This window comes from Yonghaparkia sp. Soil809, from assembly GCF_001429705.1.
Classification (GTDB): Bacteria; Actinomycetota; Actinomycetes; order Actinomycetales; family Microbacteriaceae; genus Microcella.
Genome location: NZ_LMSV01000001.1, coordinates 1,561,587 through 1,578,649, shown reverse-complemented (window position 1 = coordinate 1,578,649; position 17,063 = coordinate 1,561,587). Strand labels below are relative to the sequence as shown.

Genomic DNA, 17,063 nt, shown 5'->3' with positions numbered 1-17,063 from the left:
AGGATAATTTGGCATTGACTTAGTGCACGCTGTTGAGTTCTCAAGGATCGGGCGCACCTGACCTCGCGCTTCGCAGCGCTCGCAACAGGGCTCTTCCTTCCGAACCCCCGCGACTGCTCGGCTCTCGGAAGAGCCGCTGTCATCGGAGGGGATCCGCTTCCCGCTCCTCCCCGCATCGGAACGGCGAGCCGTTCTGGCTGAGAAGGAGGGGGTTCGTTTCCGCTTGGGGTCCGGGAGGCTTTTCGCTCTCCCGCCCGCTTGGGGCAACAGGTAGATACATTACGGCTGCGCGGGGCATCGGGCAAATCGCGGCAGGCTCGGGCGTGTCGCGCTCGCGCGGCGCCCGTGCGAGGGGCCGGCTCCCCCGCCCGCGAGGCCGTCGCCGGGGTACGGGAACGGGCCCGGTGCATCGCACCGGGCCCGCATCCGTCGCCTGATCAGTACCGGTAGTGGTCGACTTTGTAGGGCCCATCAACGCCGACGCCGATGTACGCCGCCTGGCGCGGGGTGAGCTCGGTGAGCCTCACGCCGAGCGCCGCGAGGTGCAGGCGCGCGACCTTCTCGTCGAGGGCCTTCGGCAGCACGTGGACTCCGAGCGGGTAGGCGTCGCGGTTCGTGTGCAGCTCGAGCTGCGCGAGCACCTGGTTCGTGAACGACGCGCTCATCACGAAGCTCGGGTGCCCGGTGGCGTTGCCGAGGTTCATGAGGCGCCCCTCGCTCAGCACGAGGATCGACCGGCCGTTCGGCAGGCGCCACTCGTGCACCTGCGGCTTGATCTCGATGCGCTCGGCGCCCGGGAGGCTCTCGAGCCCCGCCATGTCGATCTCGTTGTCGAAGTGGCCGACGTTCGCGACGATCGCGAGGTGCTTGAGGCCCTGCAGGTGCTCGAGCGTCACGACCGACTCGTTGCCCGTCGCGGTGACGAGGATGTCGATGTCGCCGATCACGTCATCGAGGCGCGCGACCTGGTAGCCGTCCATGGCCGCCTGAAGCGCGTTGATGGGGTCGATCTCGGAGACGATCACGCGCGCGCCCTGGCCGCGGAGGGCATCCGCGCTGCCCTTGCCCACGTCGCCGTAGCCGCACACGAAGACGGTCTTGCCGCCCATGAGCACATCGGTCGCGCGGTTGAGGCCATCGGGCAGCGAGTGCCGGATGCCGTACTTGTTGTCGAACTTCGACTTCGTCACCGAGTCGTTGACGTTGATCGCGGGGAAGAGCAGCTGACCGTCGCGGTGCAGCTCGTAGAGGCGGTGCACACCCGTCGTGGTCTCCTCCGTGACGCCGAGGATGCCCTGGCCGACGCGCGTCCAGCGCTGCGGGTCGCTCGCGAGGGAGTCGCGGAGCACCTGCAGCACGACCCGCCACTCGGTGCTGTCGCCCTCGGCCGCATCGGGGACCGCTCCCGCCGCCTCGAACGCGGTGCCCTTGTGCACGAGCATCGTGGCGTCCCCGCCGTCGTCGAGGATGAGCGTCGGGCCGTGGGCGCCGCCGTGCTCGTCGGAGCCGAAGTCGAAGATCTGCTGGGTCGCCCACCAGTACTCCTCGAGCGTCTCGCCCTTCCAGGCGAAGACGGGAGCGCCCTCGGGCCGCTCGGGGGTGCCGGTGGCGCCGACGACGACGGCGGCGGCCGCCTCGTCCTGCGTGGAGAAGATGTTGCAGCTCGCCCAGCGCACCTCGGCGCCGAGCGCGACGAGCGTCTCGATGAGCACGGCCGTCTGCACGGTCATGTGCAGCGAGCCGGCGATGCGCGCGCCGGCGAGCGGTTGGTGGGGCCCGAACTCCTCGCGCAGGGCCATGAGGCCCGGCATCTCGTGCTCGGCGAGGCGGATCTGGTGCCGGCCCGCCTCGGCGAGGCTCAGGTCGGCGACCCGGAAGGAGAGGCCGTTGCGGGTCTCGACGGCGAGTGCCGCGGAGCGGGCGGGAATGACGATGCTCATGGAGACATCCTCGCAGGACGGGCGCTGAACTTCTGCCGGGCGATCACCTCGCGCTCAGCGATCAGTCGGCGGCGGCCCTGAGCGGTTCGAGCGCGGCGAGGATGACGTCCAGACCGAACGCGAACTCGGTGCCCGGGTCGTACTGGTCGGCGGCGAGCACCGCCGCGGACTCGGCCAGGTACGGGTACTGCTCGGGCGGAAGCTGGGGCAGGTACACGGCCTCGGTCATCTCGGCGAACTCCTCGGCGGAGTCGAACGGGAGGGTCGCCTCCTGCAGCGCGTGGCCGTAGACGTAGCTGTTGATCAGCCAGTTGGCGTGCGTCGCCATGCTCACCGAGAAGCCCGCCCGGCGCAGGCATGCCGTGAAGGCCTCGCGGTGACGCATGCTCGCCGGCCCCGGGGTCACGCGCGATTCCATGAGCGAGATCGCCCACGGGTGGCGGGCGAGCGCCTGGCGGGTCGACAGCGCCTGCTCACGGAGCGCTGTTCGCCACTCGACCCCCTCGGGCAGCAGTTCGATCTCGTCGAACACGACATCCACCATGGCGTCGAGCAGCTCGTCGCGACTGGCCACGTAGTGATAGAGCGACATCGCCCCCGCGCCGAGCTCGCTCGCCAGGCGCCGCATGCTGAGCCCGTGCACGCCCTCGCGATCGGCGATCCGGATGGCCTCGTGGACGAGGCGCTGTTTGCTCAGGCCGGCGACGGACTCGCTCTGGCGCCGCCTTCTCTCCGCCATGGGCCCCCTCGCGCCGGTGAACGTCTTGACAACCGTACAGCGTACGGTTCATAGTACAGCGTACGACGTACGGTGTACGAAACCGCACGGCCGCCTCCGCATCCGCGCACGAGCGATCCGCATCCGCGCACGACAGAAAGTAGAACCGATGAGCACCCGAACGAACCCCGCCGCGCCGCGCGCCGCCTCGCTCGCCACGCCGGCCATGCCCGTGCAGGCCCGACTCGCCGCGGCCTGGACGAGCCTCATCTTCCTCGTCCTCTACATCGACTACTTCCACCTCTACCAGCCGGGCGAGATCGACTCGATCCGCGGCGGCGTCATCTTCGAGTTCGAGATCAGCGGGATGCTGATGTCGATCTTCTTCGTGATCATCGCCATCCCCGGCCTCATGGTCCTGCTCTCCGCGACTCTGCCCGCGCGGGCGAACCGCATCACGAACATCGTCGTGACGGCGCTCTACATCCCGATCATGATCTTCAACGCGGCGGGCGCGACGCCCGACTACGCCGTCTACTACGCGATCACGATCGGCGTCGAGCTCGCGATCATGGCCTACATCCTGCGCGCCGCCGCCACCTGGCCCCGCGCGTAACTGCCGGCGCCGCGCCCGGCCCCGCGCGCGACCGCGGGCGCCACCGGATCAGGCCCGGATGAGCCCCAGGACCTCGTCGCGGATCGCCGCCATGACCTCGGGCGTCTGCGCCTCGGCGTTGAGCCGCAGCAGCGGCTCCGTGTTCGAGGGCCGGACGTTGAACCAGTACCAGCCGGGGTCCGCGCTGCCGGTGAAGGTGAGCCCGTCGAGCTCGTCGATCTCGGCGCGGCCCGCGAAGGCCTCGACGATGCGCGTGTAGGCCGCCGGCACGTCGGTCACGGTCGAGTTGATCTCGCCGCTCGCCGAGTACGGCGTGTACTGCGCCGACAGCTGCGAGAGCGGCCCCTCGAACGCGCCGAACTGCGACAGCAGGTGCATGGCGGCGAGCATGCCGTTGTCGGCGCCCCAGAAGTCGCGGAAGTAGTAGTGCGCCGAGTGCTCGCCGCCGAAGATCGCGCCGGTCTCGCGCATCCTGTCCTTGATGAGCGAGTGGCCGACGTGGGTCCGCACGGGGATGGCGCCCGCCTCCTCGATCGTCTCGGCGACGATGCGCGAGGTGATGAGGTTGTGGATGACGTGGATGTCGCCGGTCTCGCCGGCGGCGCGTACGCGCTCGATCTCGCGCTGCGCCACGATCGCGGCCACGGCGCTCGGCGTGACCGGCTGTCCGAGCTCGTCGACGACGAAGCAGCGGTCGGCGTCGCCGTCGAAGGCGAGGCCGAGGTCGGCGCCGTGCTCGAGAACGGCCTTCTGCAGGTCGACGAGGTTCGCCGGCTCGAGCGGGTTGGCCTCGTGGTTGGGGAAGGTGCCGTCGAGCTCGAAGTAGAGCGGGATGATCTCGAGCGGCAGCGGCGCGAGGCCCGCGGCCGTTCCCAGGACGGCGGGCACGGTCATCCCCCCCATGCCGTTGCCCGCGTCGACGACGACGCGAAGGGGGCGGATGCCCGCCAGATCGACCAGGGAGCGGAGGTATGCGGCGTAGTCGGCCAGCACGTCCCGCTCGGAGTAGCCCCCGGGCTCGGCGACGGCCGGCACGGCCCCCGCCTCCAGGGAGGCCTTGGCCCGATCGCGGATGCCGGCGAGGCCGGTCGCGAGGCTGATGCCCTGCGCTCCCGCCCGCGAGAACTTGATGCCGTTGTACGTCGCCGGGTTGTGGCTCGCGGTGAACATCGCCGCCGGGGCGTCGTAGCGGCCGGAGGCGAAGTACGACTCGTCGGTCGAGCACAGCCCCAGGTTGACGACGTGGGCCCCGCGAGCGCGAGCTCCGCGCGCGAACGCGGCGACGAAGCCCGGCGAGGAGTCGCGCATGTCGTGCCCGACCATGACCTCGAGCCCGGCCGCGCCGATCTCGTCGACGAAGGCCGCGCCGAGGGCCTCGACGACCTCGTCGGTCAGCTGGGAGCCGACGAGCCCTCGGACGTCGTAGGCCTTGATGAACTGGCTGAGGTCGGGTGCGGTGCTCACCGCTCCACCGTAGCGGGGCGCAGGCGGCAGGCAGGGCGGGCGACCCCGCCGGCGGACCCGCTCAGCCGACCTCGCCGAGCGCCGAGTAGCGCACGACCTGCCAGCCCTGCGGGGCGGAGAGCGACTGCGAGTGACGCGAGCACAGGTCGTAGCTGTGCGGCTCGGGACGGGCGCTCAGGGGCCCGAGGACGGCCATCGAGTCGGCGTACACGTAGGTGAGCGTGCTCACCGCCGTCTCGCCGCACGCGACCTTGCTGCACCCTCGCCCGCTCATCCCCCTCAGCATACGGCGGCGATACGCTGGAGCCATGCCGTTCGCCTCGCGTCGCCCGCGCTCGTACGCGAGCCCGCGCGCGCTGCCGAGCGCCCGTGCGCGCGCCCGCCACGGCCGCAACGGCCGCTCGCCCGTGACCGGCCCCGACCTGCCGCTCGCCCACACCCGCCTCGACACCTTCGAGGCGACCGTGCAGGCGACGGCGGACTACCTGCAGGATCTCTGGCCCGACGAGCTCGTCGACCTCCGCATCGAGGTACTGCCGATGCCCGACCAGCCTCCCGGCATCGCGGGCGTCGCCCGGTGGCGGGTGATCCCCCAGCATCAGCTGGTCGTGCTCTACCGGATCCCGATCGAGCGCATGAGCCGCCTGCACAGGGAGGACGACTGGCATCGTCGCCTCATGGTCGAGTCGTGCGTGTTCCGCGCCGTGGGCGAGCTCATCGGCAAGGATCCGTGGGATCTCGCGCCCGACCGCTTCCGGCACTGGTAGCGGCGCCCGCCGCACCCCGCGCTACGGGAAGACGGTGATCGGTCGCGGGGCGGCGACCGGGGCGAGGATGCGCGCGGACGCGAGCCCCGCATCCGTCAGATACGAGACGGAGGCCCGCACCTCTCCGCTCACGATCATCACGGGCGCCGTGTTCCCGGCGAGCTCGAGGCTCGTGCGCGAGCGCGGGCCGAGCTCGACGAGCTCGCCGTCGACGGTGACGATCGCCGCGCCGTCGGGGGCCACGAGATGCAGTCGCGCCCCGGAGCCGGGGGCGATGGCGAGGAGGATGTCGCCGTCGTCGTCGTCGAGCGCGGGCGCCGCCGTGAACCAGGCCGAGTCGAGGCCGGCGTCGCTCGCCGCCGAGGCGCGCGCGGCGGCCACGATCGGCTCGGTCGCGTCGATGAGGACGCTGTAGTCGCCGTCGGCGAGCTCGCCGAGCGCGAGATCGATGACGGCCCCGGCCTCCACGCGCGCGATGAGCGCCGTGCCCTCCCCTCCCGCGTCGGGCAGGAGGCTGACCGTGACGTCGGCGGGCTCGTCGCCGGGCACGAGCACGCGCAGGACGGTCGAGACGTCGACGGCGCCGAGCGCGGTCGCCGCGACCGCGAGCCCCTCGCTGTCGACGACGGGCAGGGCGGGGATGACGACCCGCTCGGCGGGCGCCGCGACCGGGGTGACCACGTCGACCCCCGCCGGCTCGAGACCGATGATCGTCGACTGCTGGAGGGTCGCGGCGACGGCTCCGCCGCGGCTCGAGACGCCGACGACGGGCGAGGCCTCGTCGGGGGCGATGCCGGAGAGCGGGATCACCCGCTGAGCGCCGGGCGGCACGATGAGCCCCGAGGTGCCCGTCGTGTCGAGCGGCCCGTCGGCGCCCCAGACGGCGAGGTCGACGGTCGCCGCGACCTCGCCGGGGTTGCTGAGCACGATCGTGCTCGAGCGGCCGGTCGTGGTGCTGCCGCCGACGAGCCACGAGGTGGGCGAGGGGGGAAGGCACTCGGCGACGGCGAGACCGCGCAGCTCGGGCTCGTCGAGCTCCTGCCGCTCGGTCGCCGAGACGTCGTCGGCGGGCGCCTCGGCGGGGAGCTCGACGATCGCGGCGCCGCCGTCGACCGCGTCGCTCGTGGTGATCGCGCGCTCGACGAGGCCCTCGCCGGCGCTGCGCCGCGCGGGCTCCCCGACGGCGATGACCTGCGGGTCGGGCCCGCGGGAGAGCCCGAGGATCGGTCCGCCGCAGACGAGCGACTGCGTGGCGCGCACGGGCGTGATCTCGGCCGATCGGGGCTCGGCGCGAAGGGTCGGCCCGGGCACGGCGAGCACGCCGACGACGAGCGCCGCGGCGGCACCCGCGCCGAGCAGAGCGACGCCGACGCGACGCCCGCGGAGGAGGAGCTGCGCGCGGTCAGTCATCGTCGTCCTCCGGGGCGAACGTCGTCGCGGGGTCGTCGATCGTGCCGTCCTCCGCGCGCACCCGGCGCGGGCGCGGCCCGGTGGGCACGGCGAGCAGCAGCGTCAGGGCGAGGATGCCGAGCTGGCCGGCGAGGATCGGCGTCGCGGTCGCGGGGCGCGCCGCGATCGCGGCCGGGGCCTCGTCGTCGGCGACGACGCGCCACAGTCGCCCGGCATCCGTGTCGCCGACGGCGACGAGGAGGACGTCGGCGTCGAGCGCGGCGGAGATCGATGCGGGTGCGAGCGACGCGGAGGAGTCGCGCGGGGCGTCGGCGCCGGTCGTCCGCGAGCGCTCCGCGAGCAGGACGAAGCGCACGTCCTCCGCCTCGAGAAGGGGCGCGAGCTCGCGGCCGCTGCGCACGGCGAGATTCGCCGCGAGCTCGGCGAGACGCTGCGAGCGCTCGGCGGCGGCGCCCTCCGGTCCCGCCGTCGCCGAGAAGGTCCGGTAGCCGATGAGCGGGTCGCCGGCGCCTCGCTCGAGGCGCGCGGCGAGCCCGCCGTCGACGGGGGTGAGCACGAGCGTCGCGATGCTCTCGTCGGCGACGGCATCGGCCGCGACGATCGCCGGCAGGGTGCGGTCGACGCCGGGGCCGACGACCGAGGTGCCGAGCACCAGCATCGCGAGCGCGGGGCTCGCGGCGAGCGCGGAGGCGAGGACGAGAACGAGCGCGGGCACGGCGCCGGCGCGGCGGAGGCCGTCGAGAGCGACCCCGGCGGCGAGCGCGAGACCGAGCCAGTAGAGCCCGAGCGCGGGGGCGGCGTCGAGGCGCACGGCCGCGCCCTCCGCGGTCACGACGGCGACGCCCGAGACGAGCACCGCGAGCACGAGACCGGCGGCCGCGGCGACGAGCGGGATGATCGCCCGATGGCCCGAGCGCTGCGCGAGCGCGAGGAGCGCCAGGACCGCGAGCGGGGCGGCGAGGGCCGCGAGCACGACCGCGACGACGAGCGGCGGCGCGTCGTCGGGGAGGAGCTCGGCGATCGGCCCGAGCACGATCGAGAGATCCGGCCAGCCGAGCAGCAGCCCGGTGGGGGCGACCTCGGCGGGCTGCGCCGGGAGCCCGGGGTCGGCGAGCAGCCCGAGCGGCGTGCCGCGCAGCACGTGCGCGATCGCGAGCGGCGCGAACAGCGCGGCGGTCGGCACGACGAGGGTCAGCAGCCGGACGATGCGGCGCGGATTTCCAGCCATCCAGGCGACCCAGACGACGACGAGCGCGAGGCCGAGCGAGGGGGCGGATGCGATGGTCACCGCCGCGAGGAGCCCCGCGACCGCGGTCGCGCTCCACGATCGCGGCGCGCGCGCGGCCGCGACGACGAGCCACGGCAGGGCGAGCAGCGCGACGAGCGCGGGGAGCCGCCCGTCGACGAGCGACACGACCACGGCCGGCGCGAGCGCGTAGACGGAGGCGACCGCGGCGGCGGGGCCGCGCCGCTCGACGAGGTTCGCCGCCGCCCACCAGGCGCCGAGCGCCGCGAGCGCGGGAGCCGCGACCCACAGGGCGACGAGCGCGAGCGAGGGCTGCCAGAAGGTGAGCGACCCGAGGGCGGCCAGGACGAAGGCGAAGGGGTCGGAGGGGGCGCCCGCGGTCGCGAGGGTCCCCGCCCACAGCGTCGGGGCATCCGGTGCCAGCGGGCCGAGGGCGCCGCCCGCGAGGGCCGGCGCCGTCAGGAGCGACGACATGAGCAGACCGCCGGCCAGGGCGAAGCCCGCGACGACGAGGCCGCCGCCGGGGAAGAAGTCGGGGCGCGGGCGCGCGTGCGCCTCGCCCGCTCCCAGTGCGGCGTCGCGCGTGATGGCCCGGCGGCGGCGCACCTCGTCCGGCGGCATGCGCAGCGCGTCGATCGCGGCCCAGCCGACCGTGCGCGAGCGCGCGATACGCCGCCGAGCGGCGGGGACGGCGGTGCCGGAGAAGGCGACCGCGAACGCCGCGCCGAACTCGCCGAGCACGCGCGTCGGGCGCTTCCCGAGGAGGTGCCCGAGCGAGCGGAGCACGGCGAGCGGCACGAGCCCCAGCCAGTGGAGGGGGACGAGGGGCGCGGGCGCGTAGGCGAGGCGCCGGTGCAGCTGGGCGGCGCGGCGCCACCGGGCGACCGTGCGCGCGGGGACCCCGGGGCGCTGGAACTCGGCGGCGGAGCCGTGCACGAACACGCGGGCGAGCGGCACCCCGACGACGCGGTGCCCGGCGAGGCGCGCCCGCACGCACAGGTCGAGCGCGGCGTCGACGGTCGGCAGGGCCGGATCCATGCCGCCGAGCGCCTCCCAGACGGAGCGGCGGACCAGCAGGCCCGCCTCGCCCATCGCGAGGACGTCCTGCAGGCGGTCGTGCTGGGCCTGGTCGAGCTCGCGCTCGGCGATCGCGATCGATGCTCCGGTGCGGGTCAGGGTCTCGCCGTACTCGGCGATGACGGTCGGATGCGCGGCGTCCATCTGCTTCGCGCCCGCGATCGCGACCGAGGGCGCGATCTCGACCGCGCCGAGGAGCCGCTCGAGGGCGCGAGCGTCGGGGGTGGTGTCGTTGCGGAGGAGCCAGAGCCACTCCTCGACGCCGCCGTAGGGCGAGCTCGTCTCCTCCGGGTCCGGGAGGGCGGCGACCGCGCGGGCGACTCCGTCGCCGAAGGTCGTCGACCGCGGGGCGGTGACGGCGTGCGTCGGAGCGAGGTCCATGAGTGCGGCGGTGGTCGCGGCATCCCCCGCGGCGTCGACGACGACGAAGCGGTCGGGCCGACGCGACTGCTCGGCGAGCGCCTCCAGCGTCTGATGCAGCGCCTCGCCGCCACGACGGGCGACGAGCACCGCGGTCACTCGGGCTTGCATCGGGCCGAGCCTACGTGTCGGTCGAGCGGTCTCGCGCAGACACGCGCGGCGGAAGCCAGGGCCGGATCAGGCGCGGCGGCGGAGCTTGCGGCGCTCGCGCTCGGAGAGCCCGCCCCAGATGCCGAAGCGCTCGTCGTTCTGCAGCGCGTAGTCGAGGCACTCGCCGCGGACCTCGCACGTCGTGCAGATCTTCTTGGCGTCGCGCGTCGATCCGCCCTTCTCGGGGAAGAACGCCTCGGGGTCGGTCTGCGCGCACAGCGCGTCGGCCTGCCAGGCGAGCGTGTCATCGTCATCGGTCGCGCGCACGCGGCGGACGCCGGGGACTCCGAGTCGGACGGGGTCGACGAACCAGTTCTCCGGGACCGTGTTGCGGTACTCGCTCATTCGTGACTCTCCTTCCCCCGGGTGGCTGCTCCCCTGCACCCGCCGGGATGCCCCTAATTACACTCGTGTGATTCCCTCGCGTCAAGTCGCGAATGGTAAAAGGGTCGACCCGTGGTTCAGGGTTGCGACGCNAAGCGGTTGCAGGGCCGTCTGCGCGCCGGTGGCCTCCGTGCGCGCATCGCGAGCGCTCAGAGGGCGGATGCCCGGCGCGCCTCCCACGCCGAGCGCACCATCTCGGCGAGCGAGTGACGCATGCGCCACTCGAGGTCGCGCGCCGCGAGCTCGCCGCTCGCCACGATGCGCGGCGGGTCGCCGGGGCGGCGGGGCCCGATCTCGGGGTCGAAGGTGATGCCGGTCTCGGCGGCCATCGCATCCATGATCTGACGCACCGAGACGCCGTCGCCCGAGCCCAGGTTGTACGCGCGCTCGAGGGGCTCGCCCGCGTCGAGGCGGCGCGCTGCGGCGACGTGCGCGAGAGCGAGGTCGGCGACGTGGATGTAGTCGCGCACGCACGTGCCGTCGGGCGTCGGGTAGTCGGTGCCGTTGATGCGCGGGGCGCGGCCCTCGATGAGGGCCTCGAACACGAGCGGGAAGAGGTTGTGCGGGCTCGTGTCGAACACGGCCGGGTCGCCGGAGCCGACGACGTTGAAGTAGCGCAGGCTCGTGTGCCGCAGCCCCGCGGCGACCTCCTGGTCGGCGAGCAGCCACTCGCCGATGAGCTTCGACTCGCCGTAGGGGCTCGCGGGTGCCTTGGGAGTGCCCTCCGTGACGACGTCGACGTCGACCGTGCCGTAGACCGCCGCCGAGCTCGAGAACACGCAGCGATCGACCCCGTGGCGCTCCATCGCCTCCAGCAGCGTGATCATTCCCGTGACGTTCTGCTCGTACGTGTGCAGGGGCCGCTGCACGCTCACGCCCGCGTACTTGAATCCCGCGACGTGGATGACGCCCGTGACGCCGTGGTCGACGATCGCGCGATCGACCGCGTCGGCGTCGAGGATGCTCGCGCGCACGAACGGGACCCCCTCGGGCACGAATCGCTCGTGCCCGCTCGAGAGGTCGTCGAGGACGACTGCCGTCATGTCCGCCTCGAGGAGGGCGCGCACCACGTGCGCGCCGATGTATCCGGCGCCGCCGGTCACCAGCCAGGTCATGCGTTCAGGCTAGCGGCCGACGACGGCCGGGCCGTCAGTACTGCGTTCTGACGGCCGAGTGATGCACCCAGAACCAGTTGCCGTTGATGCCGACGCGGTACCAGATGCGATTGCTGACGTCCGCCGCGAGGCGGGTGCCCGCCGGGATGGTTCCGAGTCGCTCACTGCCCGGCTTCCGGTAGGTGGCCGTCGAGGTGGTCGTCACGAGGTTCACGTCCCCCCATGTCGCCGGCTGGCTCGGGCGGTCGCCGAGGTGCTCGAAGACGGTGCGCGACAGGCGCGCGATCGCCCAGTTGGCCGCGTTGCGGTCGCCGAGCACGGCGATCGTGTAGGTGCCGCTCGGTGCGCGGACGACGCCCGCGTCGCCCTCGACGAGGCCGGTCGAGATCCAGAGCTGGCCGGTCTTGTTGCCGAAGCGCGTCCCCGCCGGCACGCCCGAGGGGATCTTCGAGCGCCACAGCTGGTCGGTCATGAGGGAGGTGAGCAGGGCGGAGGAGGAGGGCGAGAGCAGGATCCCCTTCTCGAGCTTCTCGAGCAGCACGGCGAGGTCGTCGGTCGAGGCCTTCTTCGCCGACTGGTACCGGCCCGCCCCGTCGTAGCCGACGTAGAACGTGTTGTAGAACCCCGACATCCAGAGCTGCTTGTTGATCTCCGTGTTGCCGATGAGCGCGAGCAGGTCGGCGTGGCAGTAGTTGTCGGAGATGTGGATCATCGTGCGCAGGCACGAGCGCACGCTCACTCCCGATCGCGTGAGGGTGTCGAGACTGAGTCGCCCCTGGTCGACGCGCATGAGCACGACGTAGGCGGCGAAGAGCTTGATGACGCTCGCGGGCTCCTTCTGCACGGCGCCGCCGATGCTGATCGTGCGCTTCAGGCCGCCGATCTCGCGCACGGTGATCGAGTAGCGCCCCGGAAGGCCCGCCATCTGGTCGGTGAGCTTCTTCGTCAGCTGGGCGGCCGTCGGGATGCTGCAGCCGCGCAGCTTCTCGACGGAGGGCGCCACGCTGCTGTCGCCGCCGAAGATCGTGACGCGGTCGACGGCGAGCCGGTCGAGCGCCTCGGTGACGGTGCCAGCGGTCGGGCACCCGGGCGGGACGAGGAAGAGCGGGGCTCCGAGCCGACCGGCGTAGGCGGCGCCGGCGAGCGCGTCGGGGAAGTTCATCCCCGCGGCGAAGAAGGCATGATCGGCGGTCGTGACGAATCGCTTGCTGATGGCCTCGGCGACGGCGAAACGGTCAGGACCACCGAGCCGCTCGACGCGGGGCACGAACTCGCGCAGGTCGGCCTCGATGCCCGCGCTGACCGTCGACGGCCCGCCGAGCACCGAGACGTCAGTGATGCCGAGGCGGGTGAGCAGCGCGCGAGTGTCGGCGTCGAGGTCGGCGAGGCCGCCGTTGACGAGGATGACGGGGGCGCCGAGGCTGCCCGCGACGCCCGCGCCGGACAGCGCGTCCGGGTAGTTCTGACCCGTCGCGATGAAGGCGCGCTTCGCGGTGGGGAAATAGGCGGAGGCGACGGCGCGCGACACGACGTAGCGGTCGGCCCCGCCGAGCCGCTCGACGGCGATGCCGAGATCGCGGATGCGCTGCTCGACGGCGGCGGAGACGGATGCCGTGCTGCCGAGGATGACGACCTTCGCCGGCGCGAGCCGACGGATCTCGGCATCGACGCGCGGCGGCATCGACGCGGTCGTGGTGAGGAGCAGCGGGCCGCCGTGCGCGACCGCGGCGGGCGCGGCCGAGAGCGCGTCGGGGAACTTGAGCCCGTCGGAGAGGAAGACGATGGGCGCCCCGGTGGGGAACGCGCCCTCGGAGATCCGGACGGCGACCTCGAACCGGTCGGAGCCGGTGATGCGGTCGACGGTTACGCCGTCGACCACGGTCGACCCGGGCTGCGGCGCCGCCGCGGTGGCGCCGGCCACGAATCGCGGCGACTCCGGCGAAGGTTCGTCGGCGACCGGAGCGTCGACCTCCGGCGCAGGCTCGACCGTGGGCACGGGCGACTCCGTCGGCGCGGGCTCGGGCGACTCCGTCGGCGTGGGCTCGGGCTCGGTGCCCGGGGTGGGCTGGGGCGACGCCGTAGGGGCGGGCTCGGGCCCCGTGCTCGGGGCGGGCTCGGGCGAGGCCGACGGCGGGGGCGCGACGACGGCGGCGTTCGCCGGCGATGGCAGCAGCATCCCGATCGCGGCGATGGCGGCGATGATGGCGAGCCGTCGGCTCGCAGAAGAGTTCCCCATGACGTGTTCCCCCCGGTGTGCGTCACGCGAAGGCTACCTCAGCTTCGGCCCGTCAGGAGGAGGCGATCGCGATTCGACCCGTTCCGACAATCCGAAGCGTCTGCTCCTCGGCGACGAGCGCCGCCTCGCCGCGACGCAGCTCGCCGTGCTCGCCGTGCTCGCCGAGCGTCACGGCGCCGTCCAGGCACAGGATGATCGCGGGACCGTCGAGCCGGGCATCCACCCCCTCGATCAGGGCGGCCGCCTCCATGACGGTCAGCGACAGCGGGACGCCCTCGGGCCGGTAGACGGCGATTCCGGGGCGCGGATGCTCGGGCTCGAGCAGGGGCGGGGGCAGCGGCCGCGCATCGAGCACGCGCATGAGCTCGGGCACGTCGACGTGCTTGGGGGTGAGCCCGCCGCGGAGGACGTTGTCGCTCGCCTCCATGAGCTCGAGGCCGAGCCCGTCGAGGTAGGCGTGGATGTTGCCGGCGGGCAGGTAGAGCGCCTCCCCCGGCCGCAGGATGACGGTGCGCATGAGGACGGAGACCGCGATCCCGGGGTCGCCGGGATGGTGCGCGCTCAGCCGAGCGACGGTGTCGAGCCAGTCGGGGCGGTGGGGCAGCTCGCCCTGCGCGGCGGCCTGCTCGGTGAGCGCCGCGATGATCGCGTCGACCCCCGGCGAGCGCGCGATGAGCCACGCGACGACCTGGGGAAGGACGTCGTCGGTCAGGCGCTCGAGCAGCGGAGCGAGCCGCGCGTCATCGAGCGCGGCGAGGTCGTCACGCGCCTCGGCGACCGGCCGGAACCCGCACAGGGCGCGGAACGGGTCGCTCAGCGCGACGAGCAGCTCGGGCTTCGCGTACGGGTCCCTGTAGTTGCGCGCGGGGTCGTCGAGGGGGACGCCCGCAGCGTTCTCCCGCTCGAAGCCGGCCCGCGCCTGCTCGGCCGTCGGGTGCGCCTGCAGAGAGAGCGGTGCGGATGCCGCGAGCACCTTGAGCAGGAACGGCAGCCGGCCGCCGGGCGCGTGCGCCGCGGCCCACTGCGCGAGATCGTCCTCGGCCGCACCCTCGACGATCCGCGCGGGCGAGCCGGGGTGCGCGCCGAGCCAGAGCTCGGCCTCCGGGCCGCCGGAGGGGTCGGTGCCGAGCAGATCGGCGATCGCCGTCGTCGAGCCCCACGCGTACGGGCGCGGGGTGTTGGTGATGCGGATGAGCACGGGGGTTCTCCTGCCACTGCTGAACGTGGCCAGGCTATCGAGTCGACCCGTCACGGCTGGGTCGCGATGATCGCCGCCGCCACGAGAGGCAGCTTCTCGTCGAAGGACTGCTCGAGCATCTGATCGACCACGGCTCGGACGATGATCGCGCTGCCCCGCGCGCTCGCCACGATGGCGATCTCGGGCATGAGCCACTGCTGCGTGCTCCGGTACTCGAGGACCGATCGCTCGGTGCGGACGGCTGCGACCGCGCCGTCGACCTCCACGGCGGCGCCGTCGAGCTCGTCGGCGATCCATCCCGCACCCGGCACGACCTCGATCGTGATGCCCTGCCAGCCGAGCCACCACACGCAGCTCAGCGTGCCGACCCGGCTGTGAAGGGTGGAATCGACGTAGGTGGTGCCGGGCGCTCCGCCGTAGATGTCGGTCTCCCCGTCGGGGAAGAGCCCGAACACGGCCGACTGCGCCTCGGGCGACGGGTCGCAGTACTTCTGCTCCGCTCCCATCGAATCCGGGTGCGCAGTCGGTACCGGGCCGAGGGCCGGGCGGGTGTCGAGGTGGTCGGTCGCGGCATCGAGGATGGCCTGAGCGCTCGAGATGCCCCATCGCACATCGGAGCCGGCGGGCATCTCGTACTCGATGGCGGCGGTGCCATGCAGCGACGTCCCGGAGCCCGCGCAGCTCACCGTGTCGGACTTCCACCCGTTCGTCGCGCACGCGACCGGTGTCGTCGTCGGGGAGGCGACCTCCGCCGCGAGCAACAGGAGGGCGGTCGCGGGGCCGCCGGGGGTGCTGATCGCGAACCCGCAGGCCGTCCCGCCGCCCTGCCGAACCCCGATGGTCTGGGCGGTCGTCGGGATCGGCACCGAGGAGGCGTCCGTCGCGCCGCTGGCGGCGAGCAGCTCGTCGCACGTGATCGAGAGCCTCGGTTCCGGCGCGGCGGGCACGGCCACATCGGGCCACGGGATGCGCGGGAGGGGACTGGGCGAGTCATCGGCGGCGCCCGTCATGCCGGTGAGCTCGTCCTCAAGCTCCGCTGACGGCTCCTCCGCGACGAGGTCGCTCGGCATCGGCGTCGGCGCGCCCGCGTCGTCGCGGACGTCGGAGGCTTCCGGTGCGCTGCCCGACGCCGCGGGTTCGACCGGCGTCGCGCACGAGCTCAGGAGCATCGCGATCGCGACGACGGCGAGCGCCGCGTGCGACGAGCGCCGGTTCGGGCGCCGGCTAACCACGAGCGTCGATCGCGGTCGCGATGGCCTCGGCGATGGCTGCGGCCGCCTCGTCGATCGGAGCAGCATCGGGCGGCGTCCCCCGGTCGTTGACCGAGAGGAAGACCAGCGCGCCGTCGGCCTCGAACACCACTCGCGCGAACTCCGTGACGGCGCCGTCGCCCTCGGCCGGCCAAGTCCCGGTGAGGATGCGCGCCCCGCGGCCATCCGCGAGGTCGAGCGGAGTCGAGGCCCCCGCGATGCGCTCGTCGTCGAGCAGCTCCGCTCCGCCTCCGAGAGTGGCCATCGCCACGCCGAAGCCGGACGTCGTCGCCGTCAGGCACCCGACCATCCCCGCCATGGAGATCAGCGCGACGGCCGTGAGCTCACTGGAAGGGGAGCCGGAGTCGGTGCCGCCGAATTCGCCTACGAAGGATCCCACGCTCTCCGGCATCGAGATCGCGCTGAGGGTGACGCGCTGGCAGTCGATGCGGCTCGCGGACGATTCATCCGCCGGAAGAGGTCGCGCGCCCTCCGCAAGTCGCTCACGGATGGCGGACGCGATCGCCTCGAGAGCGCTCGAGGTCTCGGCGGCGGCGGTGTCCCCCACGATCCGGGTCTCGACGGCAAGGCCGTCGATGAGCTCGCGCGAGGAGCATCCCAGGCTGAAGTCGTACAGCTCGCCGCACGCGGGTTCGATCGACGTCGTCTCGAGCAACGCGGCGGGAAGGAGGTTCACCCCGATGCTGCTGACAGCGCCGCCTTCGGCGGCAGGCCGCCAGACGCAGGAGGACCCTCCTGCCGCGAACGCCGCGAGCGCCGGTGCGGAGCCGAAGACGTCCTCCGCCTCGAACCCCGCGGGCATCGCGTCGTCCAGGTCGGCGCACGCGAACTCCGCGGGCGGCTCCGGCTCAGCGCTCGGAGTCGTCGCGGGAGTCGCCGGCGCCTCGGGAGCGGCGGCGGGGGCGGGCGCGGCGCAGCCGCTGAGGAGGGCGGCGAGCGCCGCAGCGACGAGCAGAGAGCGCCCGAGAGGAGTCGACATGTGCTCACCATAGGGCTCGCGGAGTCGCCGGGATACGGCGACGCATCACGGATTCATATCGACCAGAACGGT

At 73.3% G+C, this 17,063-nt stretch carries 14 protein-coding genes; 2 read left to right on the top strand and 12 right to left on the bottom strand.

Features of this window, described 5'->3' with window-relative positions:
* Positions 1 to 437 precede the first annotated feature (437 nt).
* The gene (gene ahcY, locus ASG83_RS07610; RefSeq protein WP_055858897.1) at positions 438 to 1,940 is read right to left on the bottom strand and encodes an adenosylhomocysteinase; all 1,503 of its coding nucleotides are present in this window, start codon (positions 1,938 to 1,940) and stop codon (positions 438 to 440) included.
* 61 nt (positions 1,941 to 2,001) lie between these two features.
* A complete protein-coding gene (locus ASG83_RS07605; protein WP_055858894.1) occupies positions 2,002 to 2,679 on the bottom strand; it encodes a TetR/AcrR family transcriptional regulator in 678 nt (225 codons plus the stop codon).
* A gap of 148 nt (positions 2,680 to 2,827) precedes the next feature.
* On the opposite strand from ASG83_RS07605, the gene ASG83_RS07600 reads away from it, so the two are divergent.
* Positions 2,828 to 3,274, top strand: a complete 447-nt coding sequence (locus ASG83_RS07600; protein ID WP_055858890.1) for a DUF6326 family protein — start codon at positions 2,828 to 2,830, stop codon at positions 3,272 to 3,274.
* 48 nt (positions 3,275 to 3,322) lie between these two features.
* Here the strand turns inward: ASG83_RS07600 and ASG83_RS07595 are convergent, their stop codons facing one another.
* Positions 3,323 to 4,738, bottom strand: coding sequence for a phosphomannomutase/phosphoglucomutase (locus ASG83_RS07595; RefSeq protein WP_055858887.1), 1,416 nt, complete (start codon positions 4,736 to 4,738; stop codon positions 3,323 to 3,325).
* A 61-nt stretch (positions 4,739 to 4,799) separates the two neighbouring features.
* Positions 4,800 to 5,012, bottom strand: coding sequence for a DUF3499 family protein (locus tag ASG83_RS07590; protein WP_055858883.1), 213 nt, complete (start codon positions 5,010 to 5,012; stop codon positions 4,800 to 4,802).
* Between the two features lie 34 nt (positions 5,013 to 5,046).
* Between ASG83_RS07590 and ASG83_RS07585 the strand changes: the two genes are divergently transcribed.
* Positions 5,047 to 5,505, top strand: coding sequence for a metallopeptidase family protein (locus ASG83_RS07585; RefSeq protein WP_055858880.1), 459 nt, complete (start codon positions 5,047 to 5,049; stop codon positions 5,503 to 5,505).
* A 21-nt stretch (positions 5,506 to 5,526) separates the two neighbouring features.
* On the opposite strand, the gene ASG83_RS07580 is transcribed toward ASG83_RS07585, so the two are convergent.
* The 8 genes from ASG83_RS07580 to ASG83_RS07545 all read right to left on the bottom strand — a co-directional run bounded on the left by ASG83_RS07580 (position 5,527) and on the right by ASG83_RS07545 (position 16,991).
* Entirely contained in the window at positions 5,527 to 6,915 is a 1,389-nt protein-coding gene (locus tag ASG83_RS07580; RefSeq protein ID WP_055858877.1) for a DUF5719 family protein, read from the bottom strand.
* A complete protein-coding gene (locus ASG83_RS07575; RefSeq protein ID WP_082599123.1) occupies positions 6,908 to 9,769 on the bottom strand; it encodes a glycosyltransferase in 2,862 nt (953 codons plus the stop codon). Before ASG83_RS07575 ends, ASG83_RS07580 begins: the two co-directional genes overlap by 8 nt.
* A gap of 66 nt (positions 9,770 to 9,835) precedes the next feature.
* A complete protein-coding gene (locus tag ASG83_RS07570) occupies positions 9,836 to 10,153 on the bottom strand; it encodes a WhiB family transcriptional regulator (protein ID WP_082514747.1) in 318 nt (105 codons plus the stop codon).
* Positions 10,154 to 10,341: 188 nt separating this feature from the next.
* Entirely contained in the window at positions 10,342 to 11,307 is a 966-nt protein-coding gene (galE, locus tag ASG83_RS07565) for a UDP-glucose 4-epimerase GalE (RefSeq protein WP_055858873.1), read from the bottom strand.
* Positions 11,308 to 11,341: 34 nt separating this feature from the next.
* Positions 11,342 to 13,543, bottom strand: a complete 2,202-nt coding sequence (locus ASG83_RS07560) for a cell wall-binding repeat-containing protein (RefSeq protein ID WP_055858872.1) — start codon at positions 13,541 to 13,543, stop codon at positions 11,342 to 11,344.
* Between the two features lie 52 nt (positions 13,544 to 13,595).
* Positions 13,596 to 14,741 carry a mannose-6-phosphate isomerase, class I gene (gene manA, locus ASG83_RS07555; RefSeq protein ID WP_235460065.1) on the bottom strand — a complete coding sequence of 382 codons (1,146 nt, stop codon included), beginning with the start codon at positions 14,739 to 14,741 and terminating at the stop codon, positions 13,596 to 13,598.
* A gap of 50 nt (positions 14,742 to 14,791) precedes the next feature.
* Entirely contained in the window at positions 14,792 to 15,973 is a 1,182-nt protein-coding gene (locus tag ASG83_RS12670; protein WP_055858870.1) for a hypothetical protein, read from the bottom strand.
* Positions 15,966 to 16,991: a hypothetical protein gene (locus ASG83_RS07545; protein ID WP_055858862.1), complete on the bottom strand. Its 1,026-nt coding sequence runs from the start codon at positions 16,989 to 16,991 to the stop codon at positions 15,966 to 15,968. Before ASG83_RS07545 ends, ASG83_RS12670 begins: the two co-directional genes overlap by 8 nt.
* Positions 16,992 to 17,063: the final 72 nt, after the last annotated feature.

Bases quoted from the DNA above. Each gene is read 5' to 3' on its own strand.
- ahcY (WP_055858897.1), bottom strand. From the start codon at position 1,940: ATGAGCATCGTCATTCCCGCCCGCTCCGCGGCACTCGCCGTCGAGACC.
- ASG83_RS07605 (WP_055858894.1), bottom strand. From the start codon at position 2,679: ATGGCGGAGAGAAGGCGGCGCCAGAGCGAGTCCGTCGCCGGCCTGAGC.
- ASG83_RS07600 (WP_055858890.1), top strand. From the start codon at position 2,828: ATGAGCACCCGAACGAACCCCGCCGCGCCGCGCGCCGCCTCGCTCGCC.
- ASG83_RS07590 (WP_055858883.1), bottom strand. From the start codon at position 5,012: ATGAGCGGGCGAGGGTGCAGCAAGGTCGCGTGCGGCGAGACGGCGGTG.
- ASG83_RS07585 (WP_055858880.1), top strand. From the start codon at position 5,047: ATGCCGTTCGCCTCGCGTCGCCCGCGCTCGTACGCGAGCCCGCGCGCG.
- ASG83_RS07580 (WP_055858877.1), bottom strand. From the start codon at position 6,915: ATGACTGACCGCGCGCAGCTCCTCCTCCGCGGGCGTCGCGTCGGCGTC.
- ASG83_RS07575 (WP_082599123.1), bottom strand. From the start codon at position 9,769: ATGCAAGCCCGAGTGACCGCGGTGCTCGTCGCCCGTCGTGGCGGCGAG.
- ASG83_RS07570 (WP_082514747.1), bottom strand. From the start codon at position 10,153: ATGAGCGAGTACCGCAACACGGTCCCGGAGAACTGGTTCGTCGACCCC.
- galE (WP_055858873.1), bottom strand. From the start codon at position 11,307: ATGACCTGGCTGGTGACCGGCGGCGCCGGATACATCGGCGCGCACGTG.
- ASG83_RS07560 (WP_055858872.1), bottom strand. From the start codon at position 13,543: ATGGGGAACTCTTCTGCGAGCCGACGGCTCGCCATCATCGCCGCCATC.
- ASG83_RS07545 (WP_055858862.1), bottom strand. From the start codon at position 16,991: ATGTCGACTCCTCTCGGGCGCTCTCTGCTCGTCGCTGCGGCGCTCGCC.